This window comes from Geosporobacter subterraneus DSM 17957, from assembly GCF_900142145.1.
Taxonomy (GTDB): domain Bacteria; phylum Bacillota; class Clostridia; order Peptostreptococcales; family Thermotaleaceae; genus Geosporobacter; species Geosporobacter subterraneus.
Genome location: NZ_FQZV01000028.1, coordinates 21118 through 46654, shown reverse-complemented (window position 1 = coordinate 46654; position 25537 = coordinate 21118). Strand labels below are relative to the sequence as shown.

20 protein-coding genes are annotated in these 25537 nt (G+C 36.1%); 3 read left to right on the top strand and 17 right to left on the bottom strand.

Annotated elements, in window-relative coordinates; all coding sequences use genetic code 11:
• Nucleotides 1-186 precede the first annotated feature (186 nt).
• The 9 genes from BUB56_RS11210 to BUB56_RS11170 form a co-directional block, all read right to left on the bottom strand.
• Complete coding sequence (locus BUB56_RS11210; RefSeq protein WP_110941411.1) at nt 187-681, bottom strand: hypothetical protein; 495 nt, start codon at nt 679-681, stop codon at nt 187-189.
• A 179-nt stretch (nt 682-860) separates the two neighbouring features.
• The gene (locus BUB56_RS11205) at nt 861-1310 is read right to left on the bottom strand and encodes a chemotaxis protein CheW (protein WP_110941410.1); all 450 of its coding nucleotides are present in this window, start codon (nt 1308-1310) and stop codon (nt 861-863) included.
• A 127-nt stretch (nt 1311-1437) separates the two neighbouring features.
• The gene (locus tag BUB56_RS11200) at nt 1438-1617 is read right to left on the bottom strand and encodes a DUF896 domain-containing protein (RefSeq protein WP_110941409.1); all 180 of its coding nucleotides are present in this window, start codon (nt 1615-1617) and stop codon (nt 1438-1440) included.
• A 114-nt stretch (nt 1618-1731) separates the two neighbouring features.
• Entirely contained in the window at nt 1732-3258 is a 1527-nt protein-coding gene (gene hutH, locus BUB56_RS11195) for a histidine ammonia-lyase (RefSeq protein WP_110941408.1), read from the bottom strand.
• Nucleotides 3259-3446: 188 nt separating this feature from the next.
• A complete protein-coding gene (locus BUB56_RS11190; protein ID WP_110941407.1) occupies nt 3447-5336 on the bottom strand; it encodes a YgiQ family radical SAM protein in 1890 nt (629 codons plus the stop codon).
• 144 nt (nt 5337-5480) lie between these two features.
• Nucleotides 5481-5726, bottom strand: a complete 246-nt coding sequence (locus BUB56_RS11185) for a YkuS family protein (RefSeq protein WP_110941406.1) — start codon at nt 5724-5726, stop codon at nt 5481-5483.
• 75 nt (nt 5727-5801) lie between these two features.
• The gene (locus tag BUB56_RS11180) at nt 5802-6800 is read right to left on the bottom strand and encodes a LacI family DNA-binding transcriptional regulator (protein WP_110941405.1); all 999 of its coding nucleotides are present in this window, start codon (nt 6798-6800) and stop codon (nt 5802-5804) included.
• A gap of 104 nt (nt 6801-6904) precedes the next feature.
• A complete protein-coding gene (locus tag BUB56_RS11175) occupies nt 6905-12298 on the bottom strand; it encodes a diguanylate cyclase (RefSeq protein WP_110941404.1) in 5394 nt (1797 codons plus the stop codon).
• A 23-nt stretch (nt 12299-12321) separates the two neighbouring features.
• Nucleotides 12322-12786 carry a MarR family winged helix-turn-helix transcriptional regulator gene (locus tag BUB56_RS11170; RefSeq protein WP_110941403.1) on the bottom strand — a complete coding sequence of 155 codons (465 nt, stop codon included), beginning with the start codon at nt 12784-12786 and terminating at the stop codon, nt 12322-12324.
• A gap of 123 nt (nt 12787-12909) precedes the next feature.
• Here BUB56_RS11170 and BUB56_RS11165 point away from each other — a divergent pair, with 123 nt between their 5' ends.
• The 3 genes from BUB56_RS11165 to BUB56_RS11155 all read left to right on the top strand — a co-directional run bounded on the left by BUB56_RS11165 (nt 12910) and on the right by BUB56_RS11155 (nt 14995).
• The gene (locus tag BUB56_RS11165; RefSeq protein ID WP_110941402.1) at nt 12910-13428 is read left to right on the top strand and encodes a TDE2712 family protein; all 519 of its coding nucleotides are present in this window, start codon (nt 12910-12912) and stop codon (nt 13426-13428) included.
• Between the two features lie 204 nt (nt 13429-13632).
• Entirely contained in the window at nt 13633-14574 is a 942-nt protein-coding gene (locus tag BUB56_RS11160; protein ID WP_190014428.1) for a M23 family metallopeptidase, read from the top strand.
• Nucleotides 14575-14590: 16 nt separating this feature from the next.
• Nucleotides 14591-14995 carry a bactofilin family protein gene (locus BUB56_RS11155; RefSeq protein WP_110941400.1) on the top strand — a complete coding sequence of 135 codons (405 nt, stop codon included), beginning with the start codon at nt 14591-14593 and terminating at the stop codon, nt 14993-14995.
• Between the two features lie 50 nt (nt 14996-15045).
• Here the strand turns inward: BUB56_RS11155 and BUB56_RS11150 are convergent, their stop codons facing one another.
• The 8 genes from BUB56_RS11150 to BUB56_RS11115 all read right to left on the bottom strand — a co-directional run bounded on the left by BUB56_RS11150 (nt 15046) and on the right by BUB56_RS11115 (nt 25511).
• Nucleotides 15046-16161, bottom strand: a complete 1116-nt coding sequence (locus BUB56_RS11150; protein WP_110941399.1) for an alanine dehydrogenase — start codon at nt 16159-16161, stop codon at nt 15046-15048.
• An 86-nt stretch (nt 16162-16247) separates the two neighbouring features.
• The gene (gene pdxR / locus BUB56_RS11145; RefSeq protein WP_110941398.1) at nt 16248-17741 is read right to left on the bottom strand and encodes a MocR-like pyridoxine biosynthesis transcription factor PdxR; all 1494 of its coding nucleotides are present in this window, start codon (nt 17739-17741) and stop codon (nt 16248-16250) included.
• 144 nt (nt 17742-17885) lie between these two features.
• Nucleotides 17886-18077, bottom strand: coding sequence for a ferritin family protein (locus BUB56_RS11140; RefSeq protein WP_110941397.1), 192 nt, complete (start codon nt 18075-18077; stop codon nt 17886-17888).
• A 78-nt stretch (nt 18078-18155) separates the two neighbouring features.
• Nucleotides 18156-19943: an aldehyde ferredoxin oxidoreductase N-terminal domain-containing protein gene (locus tag BUB56_RS11135; RefSeq protein ID WP_110941396.1), complete on the bottom strand. Its 1788-nt coding sequence runs from the start codon at nt 19941-19943 to the stop codon at nt 18156-18158.
• Entirely contained in the window at nt 19937-20365 is a 429-nt protein-coding gene (locus BUB56_RS11130) for a 4Fe-4S binding protein (protein WP_110941395.1), read from the bottom strand. Before BUB56_RS11130 ends, BUB56_RS11135 begins: the two co-directional genes overlap by 7 nt.
• A 123-nt stretch (nt 20366-20488) precedes the next feature.
• Nucleotides 20489-21775: an ArsB/NhaD family transporter gene (locus BUB56_RS11125; protein ID WP_110941394.1), complete on the bottom strand. Its 1287-nt coding sequence runs from the start codon at nt 21773-21775 to the stop codon at nt 20489-20491.
• A 225-nt stretch (nt 21776-22000) separates the two neighbouring features.
• On the bottom strand, nt 22001-23335 hold the full coding sequence (locus tag BUB56_RS11120; RefSeq protein ID WP_110941393.1) for a sigma-54-dependent transcriptional regulator: 1335 nt from the start codon (nt 23333-23335) through the stop codon (nt 22001-22003).
• Nucleotides 23313-25511: an ATP-binding protein gene (locus tag BUB56_RS11115; protein ID WP_110941392.1), complete on the bottom strand. Its 2199-nt coding sequence runs from the start codon at nt 25509-25511 to the stop codon at nt 23313-23315. The genes BUB56_RS11120 and BUB56_RS11115 overlap by 23 nt, the downstream gene beginning before the upstream one ends.
• Between the last annotated feature and the right edge of the window lie 26 nt (nt 25512-25537).

Genomic DNA, 25537 nt, shown 5'->3' with positions numbered 1-25537 from the left:
TAAATTCTGCATTTATAGTGCATAATCCTCCTGTTTTCTATCATAATTTATTTACAATTTCAAGAAAATAGTACTAATTATCTATATCTGTCATTTCTTGAAATTATATAGCTTCCATCTTTTACTTTTTGCGTTGAACCAGTTTTATCGTGACAAAAATCAAAAGACTGCTTTAATTGCAGTCTTTTATTGAATAACGCTATAATCACTCAGCTTCCAAACTCCTTTGTCCTTTACCAGGATAACCTTATATCTTATTTCTTCAACATATTGTGCTTCTAATCCTTTCATTTTCCATAAAATCGTTGCTGTTGATATCATATTGGTTTTTCCGTAGTATAAATCCTCAAGTTGAACTACATTTACTTCCAGCACTCTATCTAAATCTGTAGGATCATTCAGCAAAGATTCTAAAACCCCCAGATCAAAAGCTAACAAAGGCTCAGCTACCACCTGACTTAACTTTTCCTTATAGAACTCCAACTTTCTGTTGCTTTCATATAAGTCATTCCATATATGCGTTCTTTCCCTAAATAAATTCTCAATTAAAACCAACTCACTGCCCATATTTTCTACATTCTTTTCTATGTTCTCTTCTGTCTTGCTTTCATTTGCAAAAATTAATTTTCCATGGACAAATATCGCAATGAGCATTAGAAATACTAATAACCCCTTCTTCATTAGCGGCACCCCCATATGTTGTATATATATATGAATTATATACTATCTATAGGGATGAATTTTAGGCTAACCTGTTGTCAAATAAATTATTTTTATTTACAGAATAATCTCTTTTTCATCTCCTTATTATGATAATAGAAGTAAAAATACAAAAAATGACGGCTGAGTACCAGCATTTCTTATATGCTTTGAATTTTCTCCTTTTCATCCTCTGAAAGGATATATTCTAAATCTAATAACAGGATAATACGATCAGCAAGTTTACCTACGCCGATAATATATTTTCTATCTACTCCTGCCACTAGGTCTGGTGCAGGTTCAATATCTTCTTCACTAATTCTAAGCACCTGTGATGCTTCATCAACGATAAATCCAACTTGTCGGTTCTGAATATTTATTACAATAATTCTGGTATCGGAATTGATATCCCCTTCAGCCAAATGAAACCGCTTCTTTAGATTGATGATTGGTGTAATATCCCCTCTTAGATTAATAATTCCATCAACAAATTTTGGTGTATTCGGTACCTTCACACTTTCTTTATATTCGCATATTTCTTTTACATTTACAATTTCAACACCATACTCTTCTTTTCCTAAACGGAAAATAACATATTGTTTTTCTGCCATATGTATCCCTCCCAATATTCATCTGCACACTGACCTACGGATGCTTATTTTCTATGTATATATTCTAGGTATTAGACATTTTTCCTCTATTTTCAACAATAAAAAGGAAGAACATATTCATTCTTCCCTAATCTTCCTTATCAACAATCCTGATACTCTCTAACTGCTTTCTAAAATTCTCTCGAAAGTTTTGTAAATACTCTTCCCTCAATTGTTTTTGTTCTAATTTTTCTTCCTCTGTAAGCCCTTCTTTTTTTGATTTATTGGCCAGAAAGTTAATACGATCAATTTTTTCATTAAATTCCATTCATCTCTCTCCTTATTTTCTATCTTATCGCACAAAATTATATCGAATAGCATCTTTCCTGTCAAATTCTAATATTATTATAACAAAAAAGGGGGAAGATTCTCCCCCGTTTTTCTATGATAACTGTCCTATTGCTTTTTCCACTGCTTCTACGATACTATGATTCGATACCAATTCAGCACATTTCTGAATATCCATGTACATCACCCGGTCCTCGTATAGCGTGCTTACTCTTTCCCTAATTTTGTCATAGGCTGCCTTTGTTCCTTTACCAAGATGATCCGCTTCTTTAAAATCAATCGCCTGTGCTGCAGCCATCAGCTCTATGCCTAAAACATTCATTGTATTAAACAATATTTCTTTTGCCTTTCTTGCCGCAATCGTACCCATACTAACATGATCCTCTTGATTGGCTGAAGATGGAATAGAATCAACACTGGCTGGATGGGCAAGCACTTTATTTTCAGACACCAGTGCAGCTGCTGCATATTGAGCAATCATAAACCCTGAATGTAGTCCTCCTTTTTCGATCAGGAAAGCTGGAAGACCGCTTAGTTGAGGATTCACTAACCGCTCAATTCTTCGTTCCGATACATTTGCCAGTTCCGACAAAGCGATACCAAGAAAATCAAATGCCAATGCCATAGGCTGTCCATGAAAATTTCCGCCCGAGATTACTTCTTTGTCATCAGCAAAAATAAGTGGATTATCGGTAGCAGCGTTGATTTCAATAAGCACCTTGTCTTTCACATACTCTATGGCATCCCTGCTGGCTCCATGAATCTGAGGTATACATCTAAGGGTATAGGGATCCTGTACACGAACTTCCCCTTGCCGCGTTGTTGCTTTGCTTCCGGCAGTCAGAGATCGAATATTTTCCGCAGTACTTAGCTGCCCCTTATGCGGTCTTACCTGATGAACTCTTCTGTCAAAGGCATCGGTTATTCCATTTAGCGCTTCTAATGTCATAGCAGATGCAATGTCAGAAAGCTTCATGGTCATCTCTGCATCATATACTGTCAATGCACCTATAGCGGTCATTACCTGCGTCCCATTGATAAGGGCTAAACCTTCTTTAGAGGTTAAATGGATAGGCTCAATTCCAGCGGCTTCCATAGCTGCTTTTCCTGACAGACGTTGGCCCTGGAAGTAGGCTTCTCCTTCTCCAAGCATGACTAGAACCATGTGGGATAAAGGAGCTAAATCTCCACTGGCACCCAGTGAACCCTTTTCTGGAATTACCGGATGAACGCCTTTATTGAGCATTTCAATCAAAGTATTCAAAGTACTCAACCGAATACCGGAGAAGCCTTTAGATAAAGCATTGGCTCTTAATAACATGATTCCCCTAACAATTTCTTCAGAAAGAGGATTTCCTACGCCGCAGGCATGACTAATAATCAGATTTCGCTGTAAATCTCTAGTCTCTTCTTTAGAGATTACTACATCACTAAACTTCCCAAAACCTGTGGTAATACCATAAACTACTTTTTCTTCTTCTATAAAATCATCTACAACTTTTCTAGACTGATTTACCTTTTCTACTGCTTCTTCCTTTAGCGCCACCGGATACATATTACGTGCTACATTTACTACGTCCTCTATGGTTAGACTGTTTCCGTCAATATAAATCTTTTTCATCAATATCTCTCCTTTTTCATTTAGTCTGTGTTTTTATATTATTCTTTATGATTTTTCTTTTCCCTTCTAAATTTCAAAAAAAATTTTAATACTTCAAATAATTTTAGCAATTTATAATTGCATTATAATAAAGCGCTAATTAGGTATAAACATACAAGCAGCCTAATATTATATTAGACTGCTTACAGTTACCTTTTTTTTGTATTTTTACTGGAATTTCTATTTTTAGTCGCAGGCTTTTTATTAGAGTATTTAACTTCCCTTATATTCTGCCGCTCTTTCCCCAGTGGCTTTATTAATGCCTTGGGTCCAAAACCAATCAGGTCTTTTCTACCAGCCAGTATCAAAGCTTTTTTTACAAGCTCATAATTCTTAGGGTTTTTAAATTGCAACAGTGCTCTCTGCATTGCTTTTTCATCTCTATCTTTTGGTACATATACAGGTTTCATATTTCTCGGGTCAAGACCAGTATAGAACATACAGGTAGACAAGGTTCCCGGTGTAGGATAAAAGTCTTGAACTTGCTCAGGGTAATACCGGATATCCCTTAAGTATTCCGCCATCTCGACGGCCGCTTTCAGATCACTGCCTGGATGGCTGGACATCAAGTAGGGAACAAGATATTGTTCCTTGCCAAGGGATTGATTAATTTTATAATATTTATCAACAAATTTATCATATACTTCTCGTCTTGGTTTTCCCATCAAATCCAATACCTTAGGCGATATATGCTCAGGTGCAACCTTCAACTGTCCGCTAATATGATGTTCACACAGCTCTTTTAGAAAGGTATCCTTTGGATCTGATATAATATAATCATACCGCAAACCAGACCTTACAAACACTTTCTTGACGCCTTTAATTTTCCTCAATTTCCTTAGCAGGTCAAGATATTCACCATGATCTACGTTTAGATTTCTACAAGGATGGGGGTAAAGGCACTGTTTGTTTTTACAGGTTCCTTCCTTTTTCTGTTTTTCACAGGCAATATTTCTAAAGTTAGCGGTTGGTCCACCTACATCATGAATATACCCCTTGAAATCCTCGCTTTTCACAATTTTCTCCGCTTCCTCTAGAATGGATGTATGACTTCGACTTTGAATAACCCTCCCTTGATGGAAAGTTAATGCGCAGAATGAACAGCTTCCAAAGCAGCCTCTAGAGCTGATAATGCTATGTTTAACCTCTTCAATTGCAGGGACGCCCCCATCCTTTTCATAAATGGGATGTACTTTGCGGGCATAGGGTAAGCTGTATATTCTGTCCAGTTCTACTTCTGATAAAGGCATAGCTGGAGGATTTTGTACAATATAGGAATTTCCATGGGGCTGAACAAGTACTTTCCCTCTTACAGCGTCCTGTTCCTCATACTGTATTTTAAAAGCCCTTGCATATGCTATTTTATCCGTGGCGATGGTCTCATAGCTTGGCAGTTCTATAAAATGATAGAGATTCTCTTTTGTATCTGACTTATAGCAAGTACCTGCAATATGATGCATATACTGAATATCCAGTCCGTTCTTAAGACTTTCGGCAATCTCAAGAATCTGATGCTCTCCCATTCCAAATACTAACAGGTCTGCTTCACTATCAAATAATATGGACCTTCTTACTTTATCACTCCAATAGTCATAGTGGGCAAATCTTCTCAAGCTTGCTTCAATACCACCAATGATAATCGGAACACCCTTATAGGCCTGCTTTACCATATTGCAATATACGATGCTAGCCCGGTCAGGTCTTAGTCCCATCTTGCCGCCTGGCGAATAGTAATCTTTCTCTCTTCTACGTTTGCTCACTGTATAATGATTTACCATAGAATCAATATTACCGGCAGTAATTAAAAAACCATACTTAGGCTTGCCTAACTTTTTGAAGTCTCCTACATTCCTCCAATTGGGTTGAGATATGATCCCAACTTTATATCCAGCCGACTCAAGGGTTCTAGAAATAACAGCCGCACCAAAGCTTGGGTGGTCAATATATGCATCTCCTGTAATCACGATAAAGTCTGCCCGCTCCCATCCTCTTGCTTTCATTTCCTCAAGTGTAATGGGTAAAAACTCATTGTATTTCATTCATTTCACTCACTCTCATCGATAAACATTTTTTCCTGATTCATTTAAGAGCACACTCATATTATGCTCTTTTTCATTATAGGCTATCTATTCCATAAAAACTACGAAAACTTCAGCAAAAAAGATCTCCTTAGGGAGATCTTTTTAGCTAAGTCTATTTTTAATCTGCTTATAAACATCTTCTACGTCCATACCCCTAGCATTAATTACCGGAGCTTTTGTGCTTGTGTCATGAATACCCATAAAATTGTCATCCTGGCCTGAAACTACTACCGCATCAAATCCGTCCAAGTAATTTTTTGCTTGGTCTAGATCTGTTACAGTAAAGCCTTTTTCTTTTAGGTAATTTCTTACATTCCCAAGGGATTTCTCTACAGCTACTCTTTTCATTTTTTCCTACCTCCTATCAGTACAGTCATGCAATCTTATTATTCGTACTACAGGAGTAAAATATACTTATTGTATCTATTTGCTGCTATCTCTGACTACGAGTTCATGGGGGAGTATAACCACTTTGTCATGTATTTCTTGTCCATTGATCAGTTTTATAATCATGCGCATCGCTACGGCGCCAATATCATAAATCGGCTGTCGAATAGTAGTCAGGTTTGGACGATAGATAGAGGCAAGTTTTATATCATTAAAACCTACGACAGAAACATCCTCAGGCACCTTGTATCCATGATCCAGCAAACAGTTTATGGCACCGATTGCCATCACATCGCTTGTTGCAAAAATAGCAGAAGGCAGTATTTTTTCTTCAATAAAGCCTTTAACAATATCATAAGCTTTTTCCAGCATAAAATTACCATATTGTACCAATCTTTCATCAATAGCAATCCCGTACTCTTCCATTGCCTGTTTGTATCCTTTATATTGATCTAAACCAAAGGCATCACTGTCCAGGTTATTTCTGATGAATGCAATGGAGCGATGTCCTCCGTCGATAAGATATCTGGTCATATCATAGGCACCTTGGTAATTGTCTATAGAAACAGAGGGAATATCAAGCTGGCTGGTATTTCGATTGATCAACACCAATGGAATATCCTGCTCTGACAGGTATTGAGTAAGCTTATCATTTAATCGCCATGTCATCAGTACAATTCCCTCTACTTGCTTTGCCCGGAGAAGCTTCAGGTAACGAAGTTCCTGGTCTAAATCTCCATAAGTATTACATAATAAAATATCATATCCGTACATTTTTCCAATTTCTTCTATACCATTTAGTATTTCGCTGATAAAAAAATTCGATATGTCTGGAACAATCACACCAATAAGCTGACTTTTTTTCATTACTAAGCTTCTGGCTACAGGATTAGGCGTATATCCGGTTTCCTCAATTATCTGTAATACTTTTTGACGTATCTCACTGCTTACAGGCTTAGAGTTGTTGATTACCCTAGAAACAGTCGATATAGATACCCCTGCTTTTTTTGCAACATCTTTAATCGTAACGTTCACACACTCCACCTCTTTTTTATTAGTTCTCTCTGATTTAAGATATTAGTTTTATCGGCATAATATATTAGAATCTACAACATTCTATCTAACTTAAGTGAATCTTTTTATAAAATGGCACCAATTGCTCCAGTAATAGCATTTACAAAGTTAAAGGTATTTGAGTCAAATTCCCTTTCTTTAATAGGTACACTCAAATATAATATTCCTTTGCTTTCTCCTGCATGTAGAATTGGAAAAAGCATAACCGATTGCCAATCGGGAGTCCCTGTAAAATCATCTATACTAGGTATTGTTTCCCAATCTATAAAAAAATCACCTGACTTAGAGAGGATAATCTCCGACATTTTATAATGGTTTATCTCTATATCCTCCAGCCATTCATCTTTAAATCTTTGTCTTGCATAACGCTCTTGAACCTGTTCATTCTGTATTCTATATAATGCACCTTTTTCCGCCTCTGTTATTTCTATAATGCGTCCAAGCAGCTCGAATATTTTCTTTTCTTTATCCCAATCAGACTTTAGAAGTTCAATGATCTCTACTACAACCTGAACTCTTCTGTGGTCTTCAGCCATATTGCCTGAAAGGATCCCTGCCAACTTATCTACTCTTTTTCTTATGTTCGCAATATTTTTATCCCATATGACAGTCTTATTTCTGCCGGTTTCCTTAGCATGATATAATGCTTGATCTGCTTTTTCTACCAATTCATCTTCAAAATAACCATGCTCAGGAAAAGTAGCGATACCACAGCTGATGGTCACAGGATGTTCTCCACCTAGAAGATCAGTAGTTTCAATAATTTTTCTAATCTTTTCTAATGCAGCTTTTGCATTTATCCCATTTGTTTTTGGTAAGAAGATAATGAATTCTTCACCACCATATCTTCCCACAATATCTACACTTCTTAAATTGTCTTTAATAATACTTCCTATGCGCGACAGTACTTCGTCTCCTTTTCTATGACCGTATAAATCATTTACGGATTTGAACTTATCGATATCGCACATAATTATTGAGAATTCTGATTTATTTGACCTCGCTTGAACTATTTCTTCCTTAAATAACTTTTCAAAATGTTTTCTCATATATACACCTGTTAACTTATCAATCGAAGCAGTCATCTTTAAATGATAATTTTCGATTGAAAGATTCAGTAGGTTGGTCAGCATACTGCACATCTTAAATGCATTCCAATCGAATTTGTTGAAAATTTTATCCGTGTCTAAATATATATATCCATGGATAATCTTTTCAATGGCAGCCTCATGAGTTTTTCTTTTTTCCTTTGTTAATGGGTATCGATTTTCCTCATTTTTATAAATCGGAATACAGATAGCAGCCTGAGCATCGTGGGGCAGAAAATCAAAGGTTTGGTATGCACGATTATCAAATCTGGTTTTTATTAGAATACCCTCCTGCTTCAGCTTGACCCTATCCAGTAACGGATGAATATCCGGTAATTTTTGTGCAGTATCTAATTTAATGATATTGCTAACAGCATTGTCCTGGTCTACTATGATTACAAAACCACGCTTTGCAAGTGTAATCTGTACACAGTAACTTAGAATCATCTGTATATTCTCAATATCATTAAAAGTAAGCATTTGTATGAGTTCGTGGATATTGGAAACTCTATTGGAAAAAAGTTCTTGATACTCCTTCATTGCAGACTGCAGGAAAGCAGTGTTGCTGAATAGGCTTTGCAAATCTGAAAAATCAAAGAATACTTTTAAATCCTTCATTTCCTTCCACTCATTTATATCCTTCAAATGCTGCTTATCCTGCCCATCCTCCTCAATAATTTTTCTGATAATGTCTACTTGCTTTCTTAGTATGACCTTATTGGCGTCTTTATTTAAATAAGAAGTCTGAAATTGAACCGGCACCTTATAAGTAAGCCGTCGTATAACATCCAGGCCGTTAATATAGCAATTTACAGCATTATAGTGCTCATATAATCTAAAATACTCATCTCCCAAGGTTTGATATATTCTCCATTTGATTTCTAAAAACTCATCACCGGAAATCTGTTTTAGTAAGTTCTCATAATAGGAAATCTTATCTTCTTGGAAAAGACCTTCTAAATATTGTCTTCTCAAGTTTAGTGTTTTTGACTTGTTCTGTTGAAGACAAGCTTCATCCTTTTTCAGCAATTCACCAGCTTTTTGCATTTGTCCTGCTTCAATGAGAATTTCCGCTTCCTCGAGTAAAACTGATCTTAGTTCCTGTTTAAGATTTGGCTCTTGGCTCTGGATAGAAAGATCTTGCATCCATGAATCCAGTTTGTTTTTCAACACCTTATCATCTCTATGAAGTCGGTAATCTAAAGAAATTACTAGAAATTTCACTGTCTCATCCATAATTTGAGAGGATACATTTATTTCACTTACTTCTTTTCTTGCAAGATCCACTGCTCCCACTGCCGAGTACCAGCTGGCTTTAATTAACTTTAACTGTACTAAATCCTTATAGCTGTTACTTTTCTCATCATATTCACTTTCTGCCTTTAATAAATAGTTATAGGCCTTCGTATACTCAGACATTTTTAAATTTGTATCTGACAAATAAAGATATATCCAAAACAATTCCCCATGATCTTCTGTCTCTTCCGCGATTTGCAATGCTTTAATAAAATGATCTTCTGCTTTTTGAAACTGGCCTTCTTTTAAATAAGTTTCTCCTATATTAAAGTGGTATATATTGGTTCCCGTAATATAATTGTGTTTTTGTGCAATCTGCAGTGCTTTTTTATAATATTTTCTTGCCAGCTTTGTATCCCCAATGTTTTCAAATATCAAAACTCCCATATTATTGATAGGCTTAATCTCATCCATAATATTACCTGATCTTTGGAAGTGCTCAAAGCTATGTATAAAATACATCATTGCTTCATCATAACTACCGTGAAGGCGATGGAGCTTGCCTTTTTGATTCAGAAAATGCCCTATATAATGATCATTCTGGCATTCATAGCTCTTTGCTAAAGAGGATTCTACAAGATTATTAAAATCAGTAATATTCTGTTCGATAAAATAAATATTACTTAGGATATAGGATGCTTCCAGCAGCCCTTCATGGTATTGTATTTCCTTAGCAATCTGAATCCCCTTATTTATTATTAGCTTACTTTCATAAAGCTTTTTTTTATTCAAGTAAATTTCTGAGATCTTATTTTTCGCATCAACAACATATTCCATCAATTGGAATGCTATTGCTGATTCAATTGTTTGCTCATAACATTTCAGGGCTTTTTCACTTTCCCCAATGTGCAGATAAATATCACCCATAGATAATAATATTTTTGTTTTTCTTTGATCATCAGTGCACATATAATACAAGGCCAATGCTTTATTGTAAAATTCTAAAGCTTGGGAATGAATGCTTAAATCAACCATTTTCTGTGCAGATTCAATGCAATAATCTATGGCCTTCTCCATATTGCCACACTTGGTAAGATGATGAATCAATTCATCCTTATTTTTTCTACTCTCTTTAATATAGTTATCTTCTAGAATCTTCGCTGCTGAACGATGAAAGAGTACTTTCTCTTCCTCTGGAATTCTATTATATACATAGTTCTTTAACTGACGATTATAATAATCATAGGTAAAACCCCAATCTTCTAGCTTTTCGCTTAGTATTTTCATTTCTACCAGATCTGTCAAAAGCTCCTGTAGTGAATTCTGATATTTGGGAAGCATGTCTGATAGGATAGAAGAAGATATGGAAGTGTTAAAAATTGAAATGCATTTTAATACTTCTATCATATCTTGATCAAAGGCATTCATCTGGTGAATCAATGCTTCATCAATGTTCGCAGGAAGCTGTAGGTCATATAAATCATCTACATTGGCTACCCATAGATCTTTTGAATTGACAGAAATAAGTCTTTGAATAAACAAATTCTTCACTACTTCTTCAATGTATCTGGGATTCCCGTCAGTAACGTGCATTATTCTAGTTGCCAGCTGAATAGGCTTCCATGCCATACCCAAGATGTTTTGAATTAGGGATGCGGTTTCTTGCAAATTGAATTTAGTCAGTTGAATTTCATCGGTCTTACTTACAGAACGCCATTGACCAATCTGGTGCAGTACATCCCCAATATCTTCGTTTCTATAAGCTAATAGAAATAACAAAGGGGTTGACTTTTTTTGCTTTATAAAAAAATCAACCAACTCTATAGTATTCGTATCAGCGTAATGAAAATTATCAATCACAATCACAGCAGGCCGCACAGATGCGCAATCATTGATAAAATTACATATTCGATCGTAAAGCCGTAATTTTTCTTTTTCACCCGCTAAAGGAATAGAGGGCTTTATATCCCAAACATTACTCATACTAGGAATAATTTTTACTAACTCAGCTCCATATTTCTGTATAAGCTCTTTGTTAGCATATTTAAGCATCTGCTTGATAATATCTATAAAAGGCTTGTAGGGCGTTTTACAGGATTCTACGAATACTGAGGAATAGGTCGTAATGTTCTTTAATCTTAGACGATATATAACTTCCTTGAGAAATCGGCTCTTTCCGATTCCATATTCCCCCTGAATGAATATACATTCTTTTTTTAGAGAATTCTTTTGTAATGTGGATACAATATTAAGCACTTTCTTAAGCTCATTTTCACGGTTTACCATTGTGGTTTTAAAATTTAGTCTCTCATAGCTGTGTTTATCACTTCTCGTCTTGTCCAATACCCTAGCATCCTTACTGATTTCAAGCATAACCTCAGTAATATTTTGGGGTCTGTCTATTTTTTCATATGCGGTCATTTTTTTGATACTCTGAAAAATATGATCCGAAGGTTCTGTTTGAATATTTGCAGTTACAACACTGCGTATAAAATCTATCTCTCTATAATCTATTCCACTATAAAAATAGTAAGCAAGTACACCTAATGAATAGATATCACTAGTTGCATCTATACTTGCCCCTAATTGATATTCTGGGGATAAAAACTTATGGTAAATGGCATCTATTCTTGTCCTGGTATACTCGATCTGCGTTATCTGTGCTAAATCAGCAAGCTTTACGATCAATCCCTCTTCTGTAGAATATATCTTTATATTCTCAGGATTCAGATGTTTGTAAATAATGCCTCGAAAGTGCAAAAACTTTAAAGCTTTACAAATCTTGAGTATACAGGTTAATCTGTCTTCTCTAGTAAGCTCAGTGTAGGAAATTGGATCGTATGGAATGTATTCGGTTGTATAGAAATATTGGCGTAAAGAAACCTCTTTATTATCAATGGTATGCATAAGATCAAAAGAATAGTTTTTTAGAATATTATCGTGTTCTATAGTAGACAGAAATATATACTGCTCTACATAATGTCTGATCCACATACTTTCAGCATATTCCGGTTCAAATAAGCGTAAGCACAAATTAGTATTGTTTTTAACAATATCCGTTACGATATAGTAGCTTGAACAAAAATCCCGCTGTAAGTCTTTTAAAACTTTATATCTACCATTGATTAATTTCATATTTGATTCATCCTTGTCAATAGTTATTCTTTAATAAGAAATTCGCATTCAGCACCTGTTCTTTGATGAATAGCATTTAGTGCTTCTATGATCATTTGTTTATGTTCTGTATTTATATCAGACAAAGCCTCCTGTAAATAAGCTCTCCTGGCATCAAGAACCTCGTCAATTAACTTATCTCCTTTTTCTAATACCCTAATTCTGACAACCCGTCTGTCTCTACTGTCCCGAACTCTCTCTACCAACTGATTTTTTTCCATTCGATCCACTAGATCTGTAATGGTGCTGCACGCAAGAAACATTTTGTTGCTTAACTCACTGATGGTTAACTCACCTTCTTTAATCATGTATAATAGTGCTTCAAATTGAGGAGGCGTAATCTCAAAGTCCGATAATATCTCTCTTCCCTTACGCTTTATTGAAGTGCTAACCCACCGTAGCAATCTCTCTAATTCCACTATCTCTACTGAAAAATTCTCTTTTTTCATAAAAGCCTCCTGATTGTTTTTCTTCATTTCTGATTAGTATGCTATAATAGAAAAGATGCCATATATAATTTTCTTGTGGTTATTTATACTAATTATATAATGATTTCTATGGGAGGTAAACCTATGTCAAAAAAAGTATCTTTTAATTTAAATGCTATGGAGATTATGCATTATTATTGGATTTCTGTAGCATCTCGGGAAAAGTTAAATGAAAAATTTATCGATGATATTGCATCATCAGAGCCTTTTCAATTAACATTTAACGAAGATTTTACAAAAGAATCTGTTAGAAGATGCCTTAGTGCTATTTCTAACCGGGAGCCCTTTTCTGGCAATCCTGCTGAAAGCAGGTTTTACAGCAGAAATTTAATGATCTTGGAATATTTTGATACCCTTGAAGACAAAATTAATCATTTTAAATCTTTTCGGCTTAATGAACTTTCCAAAAGCACAAACGAGCTGCTTGATAAGCTGAATATTGATCATTTGGAGATTTTCGTTGTTCCAAACCCCTTCGATACTGTTCATAAAGCCGGTAACAAACTAATGATTAACTTTTTTAAGTTCCATATCGCTGACAGCGCTCTGTCTGCAGAAGGTAAAAGTATTGAACAATGGATCATTGAGGGTCTTAACTTATAAAAAATGGAAACCGGGGTTTCCATTTTTTTCAATCTTGATCTTTTATACTTTAGTCTTTTAAAGTTTCTACATAAAACTCGTTTTTCCTGCTGCACTGTTCTCCAATTGCTCTTTATTAAAAATATTTCTTCCGTATTTCTAAAGGATTTTTGGAAGAAATGTAGAAAATTACTAATGAACTGTTTTACCGGAGGTATTGGCCATATGAATTTGTATAAAAAGCTTAAAGATTTACATAAAGAACATATGACCTTTATGATTGTTCCCCATAGTGGCAGCAATGTCAGGCAGTTTCGCCTCAAGAAGATATTCTATTACCTGTTTCTTTGGATTTCAGGAGTATTATGTGCTTTAACAGTAGTTTTAACAGTTTCTCTTATCCAACTAAATCATCAGCTGGATGTAAAATTGAATGACTTAGAAAAGCTTGAATCCATAAATAAAGATCAATCTTTAGAAATTGCAGAGCTAAAAAATAAGACGAGCTTTGTTAATGAAAAACTGTCTATTCTAAATGAACTGGAAAATCAGGTTCGCAATATGGTAGGTTTAAAAACTACGAATCAGCAAAGTCTAAAAAAACCTATTTCCCGTTCTGCACTGCGGGGCGCAGCAGTTGTTAAAACAGAATCTGAAAGCAATAACGACTCCTTGGATATTGAAAGTCTAGAGGTCCTTGCAGCTGAGATGGATGAAAAAATGGAAAATTTAAATATTCTTATTGATGATGTTAGTGATCAATTGAAGGTCTTAGCAGCTAAACCAGATAAAATGCCTACGGAAGGTCGTATCACTTCAACCTTTGGATATCGGAAATCCCCCTTTAATGGACGTAAAGAATTTCATTCGGGAATAGATATAGCCAATAAACAAGGAACACAGATTCTAGCAGCAGGAAGCGGCATTGTCACTTTTTCAGGGTGGAATGCAGGATATGGAAAAACAGTTATTATATCCCATGGTCATGGCTATCGCAGTGTATATGCTCATAATAAAGAGAATTTAGTGGAGGTTGGACAGCGTGTCCAAAAGGGCGACGTTATCGCAAAGATGGGAAGCACAGGACGCAGTACTGGATCACACCTTCACTTTGAAATACATTATAATGGCGAACAAATTAATCCAGAGAAAATTTTAAAACCATAGTTGGGGAGGCATATGAATGTTTAAGAAAAGCGATTCAATTCCATCAGAGAAAGTAGATACATTTATAGGTAAGAACTCCAGTTTTGAGGGTACCCTCCATGCTGAAGGTACGATTCGCATTGATGGTACATTTAAAGGAGATCTACATATCAAGGGAAATGTTATTATCGGTGAAGAAGGAAAAATAACAGGCAATATTGATGCATATAACATTATCCTTTCTGGCAGCATTGAGGGAAATATCACTGCATCTCATCAATTGAAAATTAACGCTACAGGTAAGCTTTACGGGGATATACAGGTTTCCAGCTTTGTAGTTGAGGAAAAAGCCATATTTGATGGAACTTGTAAAATGAAGGACTCTAATATACAGGATAAAAATATAACACCCCTAAAAAATAGCAAAACAGCCAAAGCGTAAGTATACTATGCATTGGCTGTTATCTTTATTGATCACAGAAACCTGCTTTTTTAGTCCATAGCCTTTTCAATTGGTGTATATGGCAAATCATAGTTTTCAGATGCCTTCTTATGCAAGAGCAGCCCTTTATAAAAGACCAACCCTTTTCTAAGTCCTAAATCTCCTAATAAAGCACTCTTTAGTCCTTTTTCTGCTATTTTAACGATATATGGCAGCGTAACGCTAGTTAATGCGGCAGTAGACGTTCTAGGAACGATTCCTGGTAAATTCGGTATGGCACAGTGAATTACACCATCTAAGTTATAGTAGGGACAGTCATGAGTGGTGGGACTGGATGTTTCGATGGTTCCTCCTTTATCACAGGCAACGTCGACAATGACGCTGCCTTTTTTCATTCTTTGAACCATGGATCTAGTAATCAAGTGATTTATCTTATCCCCCATCAAATCTATGGTATTAATCAATAAATCTGCACGAAGCACCGCTTCCATTAAAGTATCTTCTGTTAATAAAAGATATGTCATTTGATCGTTGTAGGTTTTTTTTATTAACCTTATCCGTTCTATACTCCTGTTAAGAAGGGTAACACGACAACCTAAACCTATGGCTATTTCTGCTGCACCCAATGCAGCACTTCCTGCACCGAGGATCACAACTTCAGCTGGGGAAATCCCGGGCATGAAAGCTAATAAAGTACCTACACCGCCATGTACTGTCTGCATGAGCTTAGCACCCATAAATACCGCCATTTTGCCAGCAATTTCACTCATTGGTATTAATAAAGGTTTATTGCCCAATTTATCTTCTACCCCTTCATAGCCAATTGCCGTGACTTTCTTTTCCATAAACTTTTTAGTCAATCCTTCATGTCGCTCGGGTAATATATAAGAAAAAACAATGTTCTTATCCTTGAGATAATCAAATTCTTCAATTCCCGGCGGTTTTACCTTAACAATCAGATCTGAATATCCATATATATCCTCTACAGTATCTAGTAAGATCGCACCAGCATTTTCATACATCTGATCTGTTATCCCGCTGCACCAACCTGCATTCTTTTGAACATAAACCTTATGACCGTGTTGAATCAATTTTCTTATGCCTATATCGGTCATTCCTACTCGACCTTCACCTGGAGCACTCTCTTTTGGTATACCAATGATCATCTAATCTCCTCCCCCATTTCTTTTAAACTGGTATATTTTTATTAACATACCGGGGGGAATATACCCGCTACCTATGCTTAGACTTTTTAGAGTAATGGCGTGTATACGCCCGTATTACGCTTTTTGTTATCCTTACTTTCTATATATTCTTTTATTACTTCGGATAAAGCTTGTATCCCAGGTTCAATTTGCTCTGGATAGACCGCTGCAATGCTCAGGCGAAAACAGTTGGAATCCTTTTGGTCAACAGAAAAGAGGGAGCCCGGAACAATAAGAATATTTTTTTTTACCGCCATATTATACAGTTGATTCGTAGAGAACTTCTCGTTGAGACACAGCCAAAAATTTAGACCTCCCAAGGGTGGATGATATGTTATTCCGAGAGGAAGGATATATTTCCTTATTACTTGATCCATGATTTCATATCGTTCTTTATATATATTTTCCATATAGTGAATATGCTTTTTCCAAATGCCATTTCTTAAGTATAGGTCAAAAGCTCTCTGTATAAGTCCTGAAGTAGAAATATCAGAAGCGTGTTTGGCTGCTAAAATACGAGGGTATGCTTTTTCCGGTAAAACAAGAAATCCCAGCCTCAATCCAGGCATAAATATTTTTGAAAAACTTTTTATGTAGATTACGTGATCCTGCTGATCCATACTTTTTAATGTAGTGTTTTCTGTATGGTAGAAGCTCAGATCACTGAGATAATCGTCTTCTACAATATGAAAACTATACTGCTGGGCTAAAGACAAAACTCTTTGTTTTTTTTCTCTACTATATGAATACCCCGTTGGGTTTTGAAAGTTCGGCATCAAGTAAATCAGGTTCGGTCTATACTTTTCAATAACTGCTTCTAATGCCTCTATGTCTAAACCATCTTCTCTTATAGGTATATCGATAATTTTGGCGCCCCTAGACTTAAAGGTTGCTATGGCCCCTGTATAAGTAGGTTTTTCTAAAATGACAACATCTCCTGGATTTATAAATGCCTTAGCAATCACATCAATGCCTTGCTGTGCTCCTGAAATGACTTGGATATTTTCCGATTTAGTCTCGATCCCATATTGTCTCATATAGGCTACCAATGATTCTCTAAGGGGAAAGTATCCTTGACTTTCTTGGTATCCAAAGGCATTTCCTTTGTCACGATTCAATACCTCATTCAGCAATATCTGAAAATCATCCACAGGAAATAGATCAGGAGTAGGTGTAGCACTTGCAAAGCTGACCATATGCTCCTGAATCTGTATCTGGCCCCTATTCATTAGACTCAGATCTTCATCGACGGGAAGTCTGACGGATTCGATTGCCGCTGATAAAGGATATGGCTTTAAAGATACAAAAGTGCCGCTGCCGACGCGTTTGTAAACATAACCTTCCTGCTCCAGCAGTTCATAAGCTTTTACTACGGTAGCATTGTTCACACATAAAATCTCTGCTAATTGTCTGATGGGTGGCAATTTTTCATCGGCCTTAATGGTGCCCTGAATAATGTGGTTTTTTATAGCGTCATATAATTGTACATATAAATGCTGTTCACTTTTTTTGCTAAGTTTTATCTCCTCGTAGTACCCCATAAAACAAACCTGCCTTTTTATAATGTAAAATCCTATCATCATTATACATAATAATCTAATACTGTGCCAACGGAACAAATAAAAATCTCTTCTATTCTAATAAAAACATATGGTATAAAAACAAGGTGCGGTATCCGCACCTTGCTAATGCTTTTCATACTTATCTATCATTGCCTGAAGCTTTCTTGCCTGCATACCGCACTCTTCAGCAAATCGTTTAAATAAATCTGCTACTTCCTTATCATCTACCTGCTTTGAAAACATTTCATAGTCCCGTACACTTTCCTGTGCATCCAAAAGCTTTTTCACGATGGTATCTCGTGTATTCATTTCCATCCATTAACACCTCCTTGTAGACTCAAATTTATTTTTGTCCTTCTTTCTTTATATTATGTATGAAAAAAATTAAATCAATTATATCAATCTTTTATCCTGTTTGGTCTCAGCAAATAAGCCTATTGCGTCGGTACATATTTCATCAATCTTTTCATTATAAATTTTCAAAAGCTTCTTAGCAGTTTCTGAGTCCATTTTTCCATGAAGGGTTTTTGTCTCAAAAAAACGCTTAGGAAATTCTATTTTCCTATAATCAAAACCCAATGCTTTTTTTATCTGTATCTTTTGATAAAATATTTTCTTGCCTAGGACTTTCAGTTCAGTTTCTGTCCAATGAATTCCTATGCCTGCCAATGCTTTTATGATCGTATCTATATCATAGATATTTCTTGCAAAAAGACAAATGACTAAGCAATTTAGAATATTTCTAGCGATTTCCTCTTCAATGAGTTTTTGAATAATTTGTTCATGATCGGAGAATTCCGTTGTTTGATCAATAGCGTAACCCCCGTTATCCAAATGGGAATGTCTGGCACCCACAGCCATACCAAGCAGGTTAGCATATCCGGTATGATATCCTGCAATCTCGTGACCTCCTAATACAGCAGCGAAATCCTCTCCACCATACTTTTTAGCCGCATATAATGTTCCAAATGATAGATCTTTGTAAAAATTATTTTTTTCGTTTATAATGTTGTGAATAATCTCTAGATAGGTGCCTCCATCACCGAAACGAATGTCCAGCTCCAGATGTTCCTGCCCTATAATCCCTTTCTCATACGCCTCTGTAATCCAGCCCATCATCACACCTGTAGTTATACAGTCCAGACCAAATTTTTCAATGCAATCAATGATTGATAAAATGGTATTCTTATCCTTTACACCAATAAAGGTTCCCACAGCAAAAACCAATTCATGATCATAAGCAACGGGAATATATTCATACTCTAATTGCTGAAATTGATTTCGATATAAGGCAATATGAATACAGCCAATAGGACATCCTGAACAGGCTATTTTTCTGATGAGTTTTTCTTCGGCAAATGCTTCACCGCTTACTTTATCCGCATCTTCAAAGTAACTTTGTTTCAGATTTTTCGTAGGCAGTCCATTCATATCGTTCAAGGGCAGTACATTCACTGTGGTTCCTAAGTCATGATACTTTTCCATGGCATCGGTTTCGGTAACCCTTTTATATATTTCGGAATAGGTTTTTTGATACTCTTTTTGACTGCCTATGCTCTCTGTTCCATCACCGATGATGACGATTCCCTTTAAATATTTACTTCCAAATAAAGCACCAAGGCCCAATCTCCCAAAATGTCTATAGGTATCCACATTCACCCCTGCATATTTGATCAGCTTTTCTCCTCCCTGACCAATGCGAATGATTGAACGTAAGCCGCTTCCAGATTCCATTTCTCTCATTATTCTGCCGCTTTCTTCCGTATCCAGTCCCCATAAAGGTTCCGCCTTTCTAAATACTACTCCCTTGCTGCTTATATTAAGATACACCGGTCTCTTCGCTTTACCGGTTATTAAAATAGTATCATAGCCTGTGAAACGAATGGCTAGGCCTAGTCTTAACCCTGCATAGCTCTCTCCAAGCTCCCCGGTTAAAGGCGATCTAAAAACGGCTACTGTTTTTGTTGCTACTGGATAAATGGTTTCTAACGGCCCCACAGAGAGAATAATCGGCTGTTTTTCATGAAAAATATCAATATCCGGCTGCATGTACTCTTTAAACAACTGGATGGCCACACCTATTCCACCTAAATAATCTGTTAAATCCTTGCGCTCCGTTTCTTTTACTTCTTCTTTAGACAAGTCTATATGTAAAATTCGAATCCCATTTCTTATCAGCATTGATTACAATCCTCCATCGATAAAACCTGATGAGGGCAATTACCTGTACATACCCCACACTGAATACACACAATTGGCTTTCTGTTAACAACATCAAAGCTAATGGCTTTAACTTCGCATGCTTCTACACATTTCTCACAACCGCTGCATTTCTCTTCATCATATTTTATACCCCCGCCTGCTCTAGGGATCAGTGCCTGAGTTTGACAGGCTAAAGCACAGGAGGGCATCTGACAGCCTCTACAAATATCTGCAACAAATTTTCCTTGCAAGCCGCCACTGCTTCTTATTTTTATGGCACTCATAACTGGAGAATAATCATGGTGAACCAGTCTTGCACAGGCGAGCATACATGAGATACAGCCAATGCACCGATTCATTTTTTTAGCCTTTAGTTTTTTTGGAGTTTTTACTTCACTCATATACTCACCTGCTTTTTTATCTATATCCAGTATTACCGCTCATTCATTTTTTATGCTAAAGTCATTTTGGTTCAGAAAAAGACAAAAAAAATAAAAAGGGGTGGAATCCCACCCCTTCTAAAACTATCTTACAATTCCTACAAACACTAGTAATGCCCCAAATAATACTCCACCAAATCCTAATACCAATAAGCCTCTGAAAAGCTTGTCAGTATCTTCTGTTTCATGAGCAGAAGCCATTGCTAATGCACCAAGTGTTGATAATGGTGAGTTTGTTACAAAGTGTGCTCCTAGGATAATTGCAGAAATTAAAGTTTCTCCTTTTACTGCACCACCCATTGTTTCAACAATACCAGGTACTGTTGGGATTAATGTTGGCATAACTACTCCAGATGCTGAAGAAACAGAAGACATTAAACCTCCAACGATTGTAAGAATTGGCGCTGCAGTCTTTGTTCCCATGAAAGCTGATAGCGTATCTGTTAAATAAGTGATTCCGCCTGCTTTGTCAACTACGTTTACTAATACACCAACCCCGCAAACAAGCAGTAATGTTCCCCAAGGCATTGCAGCGATTGTTTTCTTTTCATCTGCTGCATTCATAAGAAGTAACACAGCTCCACCAAGGAATGCTACCATTCCGATGTGTAATTTCAGAAGGATAATTGCAGCAACTACTAATGCAATTACAACAAGTGTTTGAATCTGTACACCTGCAAATGCAGCTGGTTTTTCTTTTGTCCCTGAAATATCAGATTTTAGCTTTAATCCACCTAATACCACATAGCAAACTGCAGCAATTACAACCTGTGCAATTATCATGTTGATAAATACATGCATTGAAGTGTTGAATCCAATTTTTTCAGCTAACTGTGTACCGATAATTCCTGTTGGTGCTATTGGAGATAAACCGCCTGCATTTGAACCGGCGATAACCATCGCAGCCATTAATAATGAATTAATTTTTTCTTCATGAGCAACTGCCATAGCTATTGGTAATACAAGTGCACAAACAGCGATATTTCCCGGTCCGATGGCTGCTAGAACTGTTGCAAAGATAAAGAATAAGATCGGAATTAATTTTTTGTTTCCACCAGCCATATATGCTGCTTTTCTAGCCATTAATTCAAGTGTTCCATTTACTTTTGCAATACTAAATAGGAAAGTCATACCTACAAGCGTGAAGAATAGGGATGTATTCCAACCAGCAACTAATGCCGTACCTTTTGCGTCTGCTGAAGACATTGATACCATCTTTGCTACTGCTGGGTCTTTAGAGATGTTGATCATTACAAAGAATCCAAGTAAGAAAGCAAATGCGATACTTACCAGACCTGTGTTAACGCCTCTCTTAAAACCAATGAAAATTGCTACTACCAAGACTAATAAAGATATAAGTCCCATGTTCATTGTTTCTTTCCTCCTTTAATTTTTTTGCTTATTGAGCATTGGAAAAACGTTTTCTCTTTCCACTTCAATAAACTTGGGTTGCACATATATATAGCAAATACCATGCCAACTTTCCATTCGCCTAAAATTCCCCGTTTTCTAAATAATTTTGAAAAAAATGTCTGTCAAAAAATAAATTAGTGGTAACAATGTTACCACTAATTTTCAAAAGTTACCAGTTTTCCTTTATTTGGTAATGCTGTACTTTTCGATCTTTCTCCTCAGAGTCAGTCTGGATATGCCTAATTCCAGAGCCGTCTTTGTAATATTCCAATCGTTTTGCTTCAAGGCCCTGCTTACAGTCTCCATCTCCACCGCCTCAAGGTTGGCGTTCGCCAGCACCACAGTATCAGGAATGCTTTTATCTGCAATAATGTTAGGGGGCAGGTCCTCTACATCGACCCATTCGTTTTCTTGAAAGATCATAATACGTTCTATTACATTTTTTAATTCCCGTACATTTCCTTTCCACTCATAGGCTTTACATACTTCTAATGCTTTATCTGTGAAGCCCCGAATGCTTTTATTCAACTCATGGTTATAATAATCTATAAAGGATTCGATTAAAAAGGAAATATCTTCGCTTCTTTCCCTTAGGGGAGTTGTATACACAGGAACAACATTTAGTCTATAATATAAATCCTCCCGAAAATTACCTGCTTTGATTTCTTCCAATAAATTTTTATTCGTTGCAGCAATAATGGTTGCATCAAAAGCAATTTCTTTCACTCCGCCAAGCCGCCTAAATCTTTTTTCCTGCAGTACACGCAGCAGCTTAGCTTGTAAAAGAATATCCATATCTCCAATTTCGTCTAAGAATAAGGTCCCTCCATGTGCCTCTTCGATGAGTCCTTTTTTGGATGTTTTGGCATCTGAAAAGGCACCCTTCTCATAGCCAAACAACTCACTTTCTTGAAGATTTTGTGGAATAGCGGCGCAATTCAGAGCGACGTAGGGCTTTGATTTTCTCACCCCATTGTAATGAATTGCCTTGGCGATAATTTCTTTACCTGTACCGCTTTCCCCCTGGATTAGAATGAAAGTATTGTAGGGCATTTGACTCACCTTATTTACAATGTCTCTAACACCGTCTATTTGTTTACTTATGCCTATAATTTCTGTAAAATTATCATCTTTTTCCTTTCCTAATTCCTGTTTTTTCTTTATATAGTGTACATGATTTTCGATTGATTCTTTGATTTCTTCAATGTTGAAAGGCTTTGTAAAATAATCATGAGCTCCTAGCTTCATCGCTTCTACCGCAAGTCTTACTTCGCTGATATAGGTGATCATGAGTATAATACAGGATTTATTGTCCTTTCGAATTCGTCTTAAAACCTCAATTCCATCAATACCAGGCAGTTTAATATCAATGATGGCAATGTCCGGTTTTGTTTTTTCAAATAGGTCAAGTCCTTCTTCCCCAGATGCAGCGGTAAAGATCTCCACACCTAGTTTTTTTAGCCCTACTTGAAGAGATAATCGAATACTTTTTTCATCATCTATAATTAATAGTTTCATCTAATATCTCTCCCTCGAAGCAAATTATAAACTCTGTATATTCTCCAGATTCACTACGAACAGAAATCGTTCCATGATTATCACGAATAATCTTGTGAACGATGGATAGTCCTAATCCTGTACCATCTTCCTTTGTTGTAAAGAAAGGATTAAAGATCTGTTCAATTTTCTCTGGCAGTATTCCTACCCCCGTATCTAGAACAGAAATAGACAGTATTTTTTTTGAGTCCTCTACCATATTCTTAACTTCTATAATCATTCTTCCATTATCCCCCATTGCCTGTATGCTATTCTTAAAAATATTTACAAAGGCCTGGCGTACAGCAGATGGATCAATTGTTACCAGAGGCACTTTGTTGGGGAATTTTTTCTCTACATGTATATTTTTATTGGCAATTTCAGAGTTTAAAATATTTAATGCACTATTAATTATACCCAGAATATTTGTGGCCACTGGCTTATTTTTATGTGTTCTTGTGAAATCCAGGAAATTAATCACAATATTATTTAGCATATTCACTTCTTCACGGAGAGCCGATAACAGTTCTTCCCGCAATTCCTTTTCTTCAAAATTATCCTTTAGAACCTCCAATAAATTTGTCATGCCCGCCAATGGATTCCCTATTTCATGAATAATCGAGGAAGACAGTTCTCCTATAGTTTTTAATCGATCTTCGCGTCGAAGCTGCTCCTCTAACGCCTTTATTCTGGTTAAATCCTTTATGAGGCATACTGTGCTGATTACTTGACCTTCATCATTATACACGGGTGATAAGGCTATACTAATAGGTACTGTTGTGCCGTCGCTTCTTTTAATGCTGCTTTCCCTCTCAGTCACTGAATTATCTTCACCATTTACATAATTTTTAAATATATCCATAGATAAACCAGTATGGGAAGAAAGTAAATCAAGATTTTTATTAATAAAGAACTGGCTTCTAAAACCAGTAATTTCCTCAGCAGCCGTATTAAATATTGAAATTCTGTTTTCGAAATCAATAACAATGATTCCACTGGCTGCGCTTTTTAGAATATTATTCAGATACTTTTTTATATCATATTCCCGTTTATGGAGATTTCTGAGGGCCACCATTTTTTGTCTCAATTCTTTGCTCATATTATTAAAAGCAAGCTCTAGTTCGCCTATTTCATCCTTATTGGATATTTCAACTTCATGGGTTCCGCTATCAAAGTTACTGCTTAAGCTTCTTACAAACTCGACCAGTTTTTCAATAGGTCTGGTTATTGTATAAGCAAAATACATACTTAAAATCAAAACCGCGATCATTACAAACAATACACCAGAAAGAAACCTTGACTTCAGAGGTCCAATCTGTCCGGTAATATATTTTTCATTTTGTTCAATGATTACCATTCCCCTATAGTTAGGGATTTTCTTAAAAGATACATAAATATTTTCGAGGTTTTCGTTATATTCTCCTACCCCATGATCATAGTTTTGCAATATCTCTTGTAAGTCCGTTTTTTTTCCATTTACTATCAGATTTCTAGCCAGCGGCATTCCCTCTTCACCATGTTCTTCATTAGGACTTACCAATATTGTTCCGTCAATATCTACCACATAGATCTTTCCGGTAAAGGACTCTTGCGTTTTTTCAACAATTTCCTTAATTTTCTCCAAGGGTACCCCCCCACCGATAATACCTTTCAATTCACCAGTATTCTGATCTAAAATCGGCGAAACAATAATAATATGGGGCAGGTTTAGTATACTGCTGATAAAAACCTTACTGATATACGTTTTCTTATGTGTTATCATGTATTGATAGTATTCCCGTTCAACATAATCTCTTTTGTTGATAATGTCATTATGAGGATTGCTATAGGTAATTCTGCCATCCGGTGTCATATAGAACATGAGATCCATCCAGCTATAATTGCTGTATAAGCGATCAATGCTTCTTTTGATTTCATCCATGTCATTATGAGAAGCGTATTTTGCTACATATTCAACGGTATCTTGCGCAGAAGAGAGGTATAAGCTTACTTGATCAGAGATCATATCAGTTATGATTAGATTTTTATTCAATATCTGATCTTTAATATCATCAGTAAAAATCTTATAAGACATATAACTGGTACCGGCGATTGTAATCATCACCAATATGATAATTAGTGTAGGGATTCTAACCTTTAAGCTTTTCGTATTTATCATGATTCCTCCATAGGTAGTAACTGTAC

Bases quoted from the DNA above. Each gene is read 5' to 3' on its own strand.
- BUB56_RS11210 (WP_110941411.1), bottom strand. From the start codon at position 681: ATGAAGAAGGGGTTATTAGTATTTCTAATGCTCATTGCGATATTTGTC.
- BUB56_RS11205 (WP_110941410.1), bottom strand. From the start codon at position 1,310: ATGGCAGAAAAACAATATGTTATTTTCCGTTTAGGAAAAGAAGAGTAT.
- BUB56_RS11200 (WP_110941409.1), bottom strand. From the start codon at position 1,617: ATGGAATTTAATGAAAAAATTGATCGTATTAACTTTCTGGCCAATAAA.
- hutH (WP_110941408.1), bottom strand. From the start codon at position 3,258: ATGAAAAAGATTTATATTGACGGAAACAGTCTAACCATAGAGGACGTA.
- BUB56_RS11190 (WP_110941407.1), bottom strand. From the start codon at position 5,336: ATGAAATACAATGAGTTTTTACCCATTACACTTGAGGAAATGAAAGCA.
- BUB56_RS11185 (WP_110941406.1), bottom strand. From the start codon at position 5,726: ATGAAAAGAGTAGCTGTAGAGAAATCCCTTGGGAATGTAAGAAATTAC.
- BUB56_RS11175 (WP_110941404.1), bottom strand. From the start codon at position 12,298: ATGAAATTAATCAATGGTAGATATAAAGTTTTAAAAGACTTACAGCGG.
- BUB56_RS11170 (WP_110941403.1), bottom strand. From the start codon at position 12,786: ATGAAAAAAGAGAATTTTTCAGTAGAGATAGTGGAATTAGAGAGATTG.
- BUB56_RS11165 (WP_110941402.1), top strand. From the start codon at position 12,910: ATGTCAAAAAAAGTATCTTTTAATTTAAATGCTATGGAGATTATGCAT.
- BUB56_RS11160 (WP_190014428.1), top strand. From the start codon at position 13,633: ATGAATTTGTATAAAAAGCTTAAAGATTTACATAAAGAACATATGACC.
- BUB56_RS11155 (WP_110941400.1), top strand. From the start codon at position 14,591: ATGTTTAAGAAAAGCGATTCAATTCCATCAGAGAAAGTAGATACATTT.
- BUB56_RS11150 (WP_110941399.1), bottom strand. From the start codon at position 16,161: ATGATCATTGGTATACCAAAAGAGAGTGCTCCAGGTGAAGGTCGAGTA.
- pdxR (WP_110941398.1), bottom strand. From the start codon at position 17,741: ATGGGGTACTACGAGGAGATAAAACTTAGCAAAAAAAGTGAACAGCAT.
- BUB56_RS11140 (WP_110941397.1), bottom strand. From the start codon at position 18,077: ATGGAAATGAATACACGAGATACCATCGTGAAAAAGCTTTTGGATGCA.
- BUB56_RS11135 (WP_110941396.1), bottom strand. From the start codon at position 19,943: ATGCTGATAAGAAATGGGATTCGAATTTTACATATAGACTTGTCTAAA.
- BUB56_RS11130 (WP_110941395.1), bottom strand. From the start codon at position 20,365: ATGAGTGAAGTAAAAACTCCAAAAAAACTAAAGGCTAAAAAAATGAAT.
- BUB56_RS11125 (WP_110941394.1), bottom strand. From the start codon at position 21,775: ATGAACATGGGACTTATATCTTTATTAGTCTTGGTAGTAGCAATTTTC.
- BUB56_RS11120 (WP_110941393.1), bottom strand. From the start codon at position 23,335: ATGAAACTATTAATTATAGATGATGAAAAAAGTATTCGATTATCTCTT.
- BUB56_RS11115 (WP_110941392.1), bottom strand. From the start codon at position 25,511: ATGATAAATACGAAAAGCTTAAAGGTTAGAATCCCTACACTAATTATC.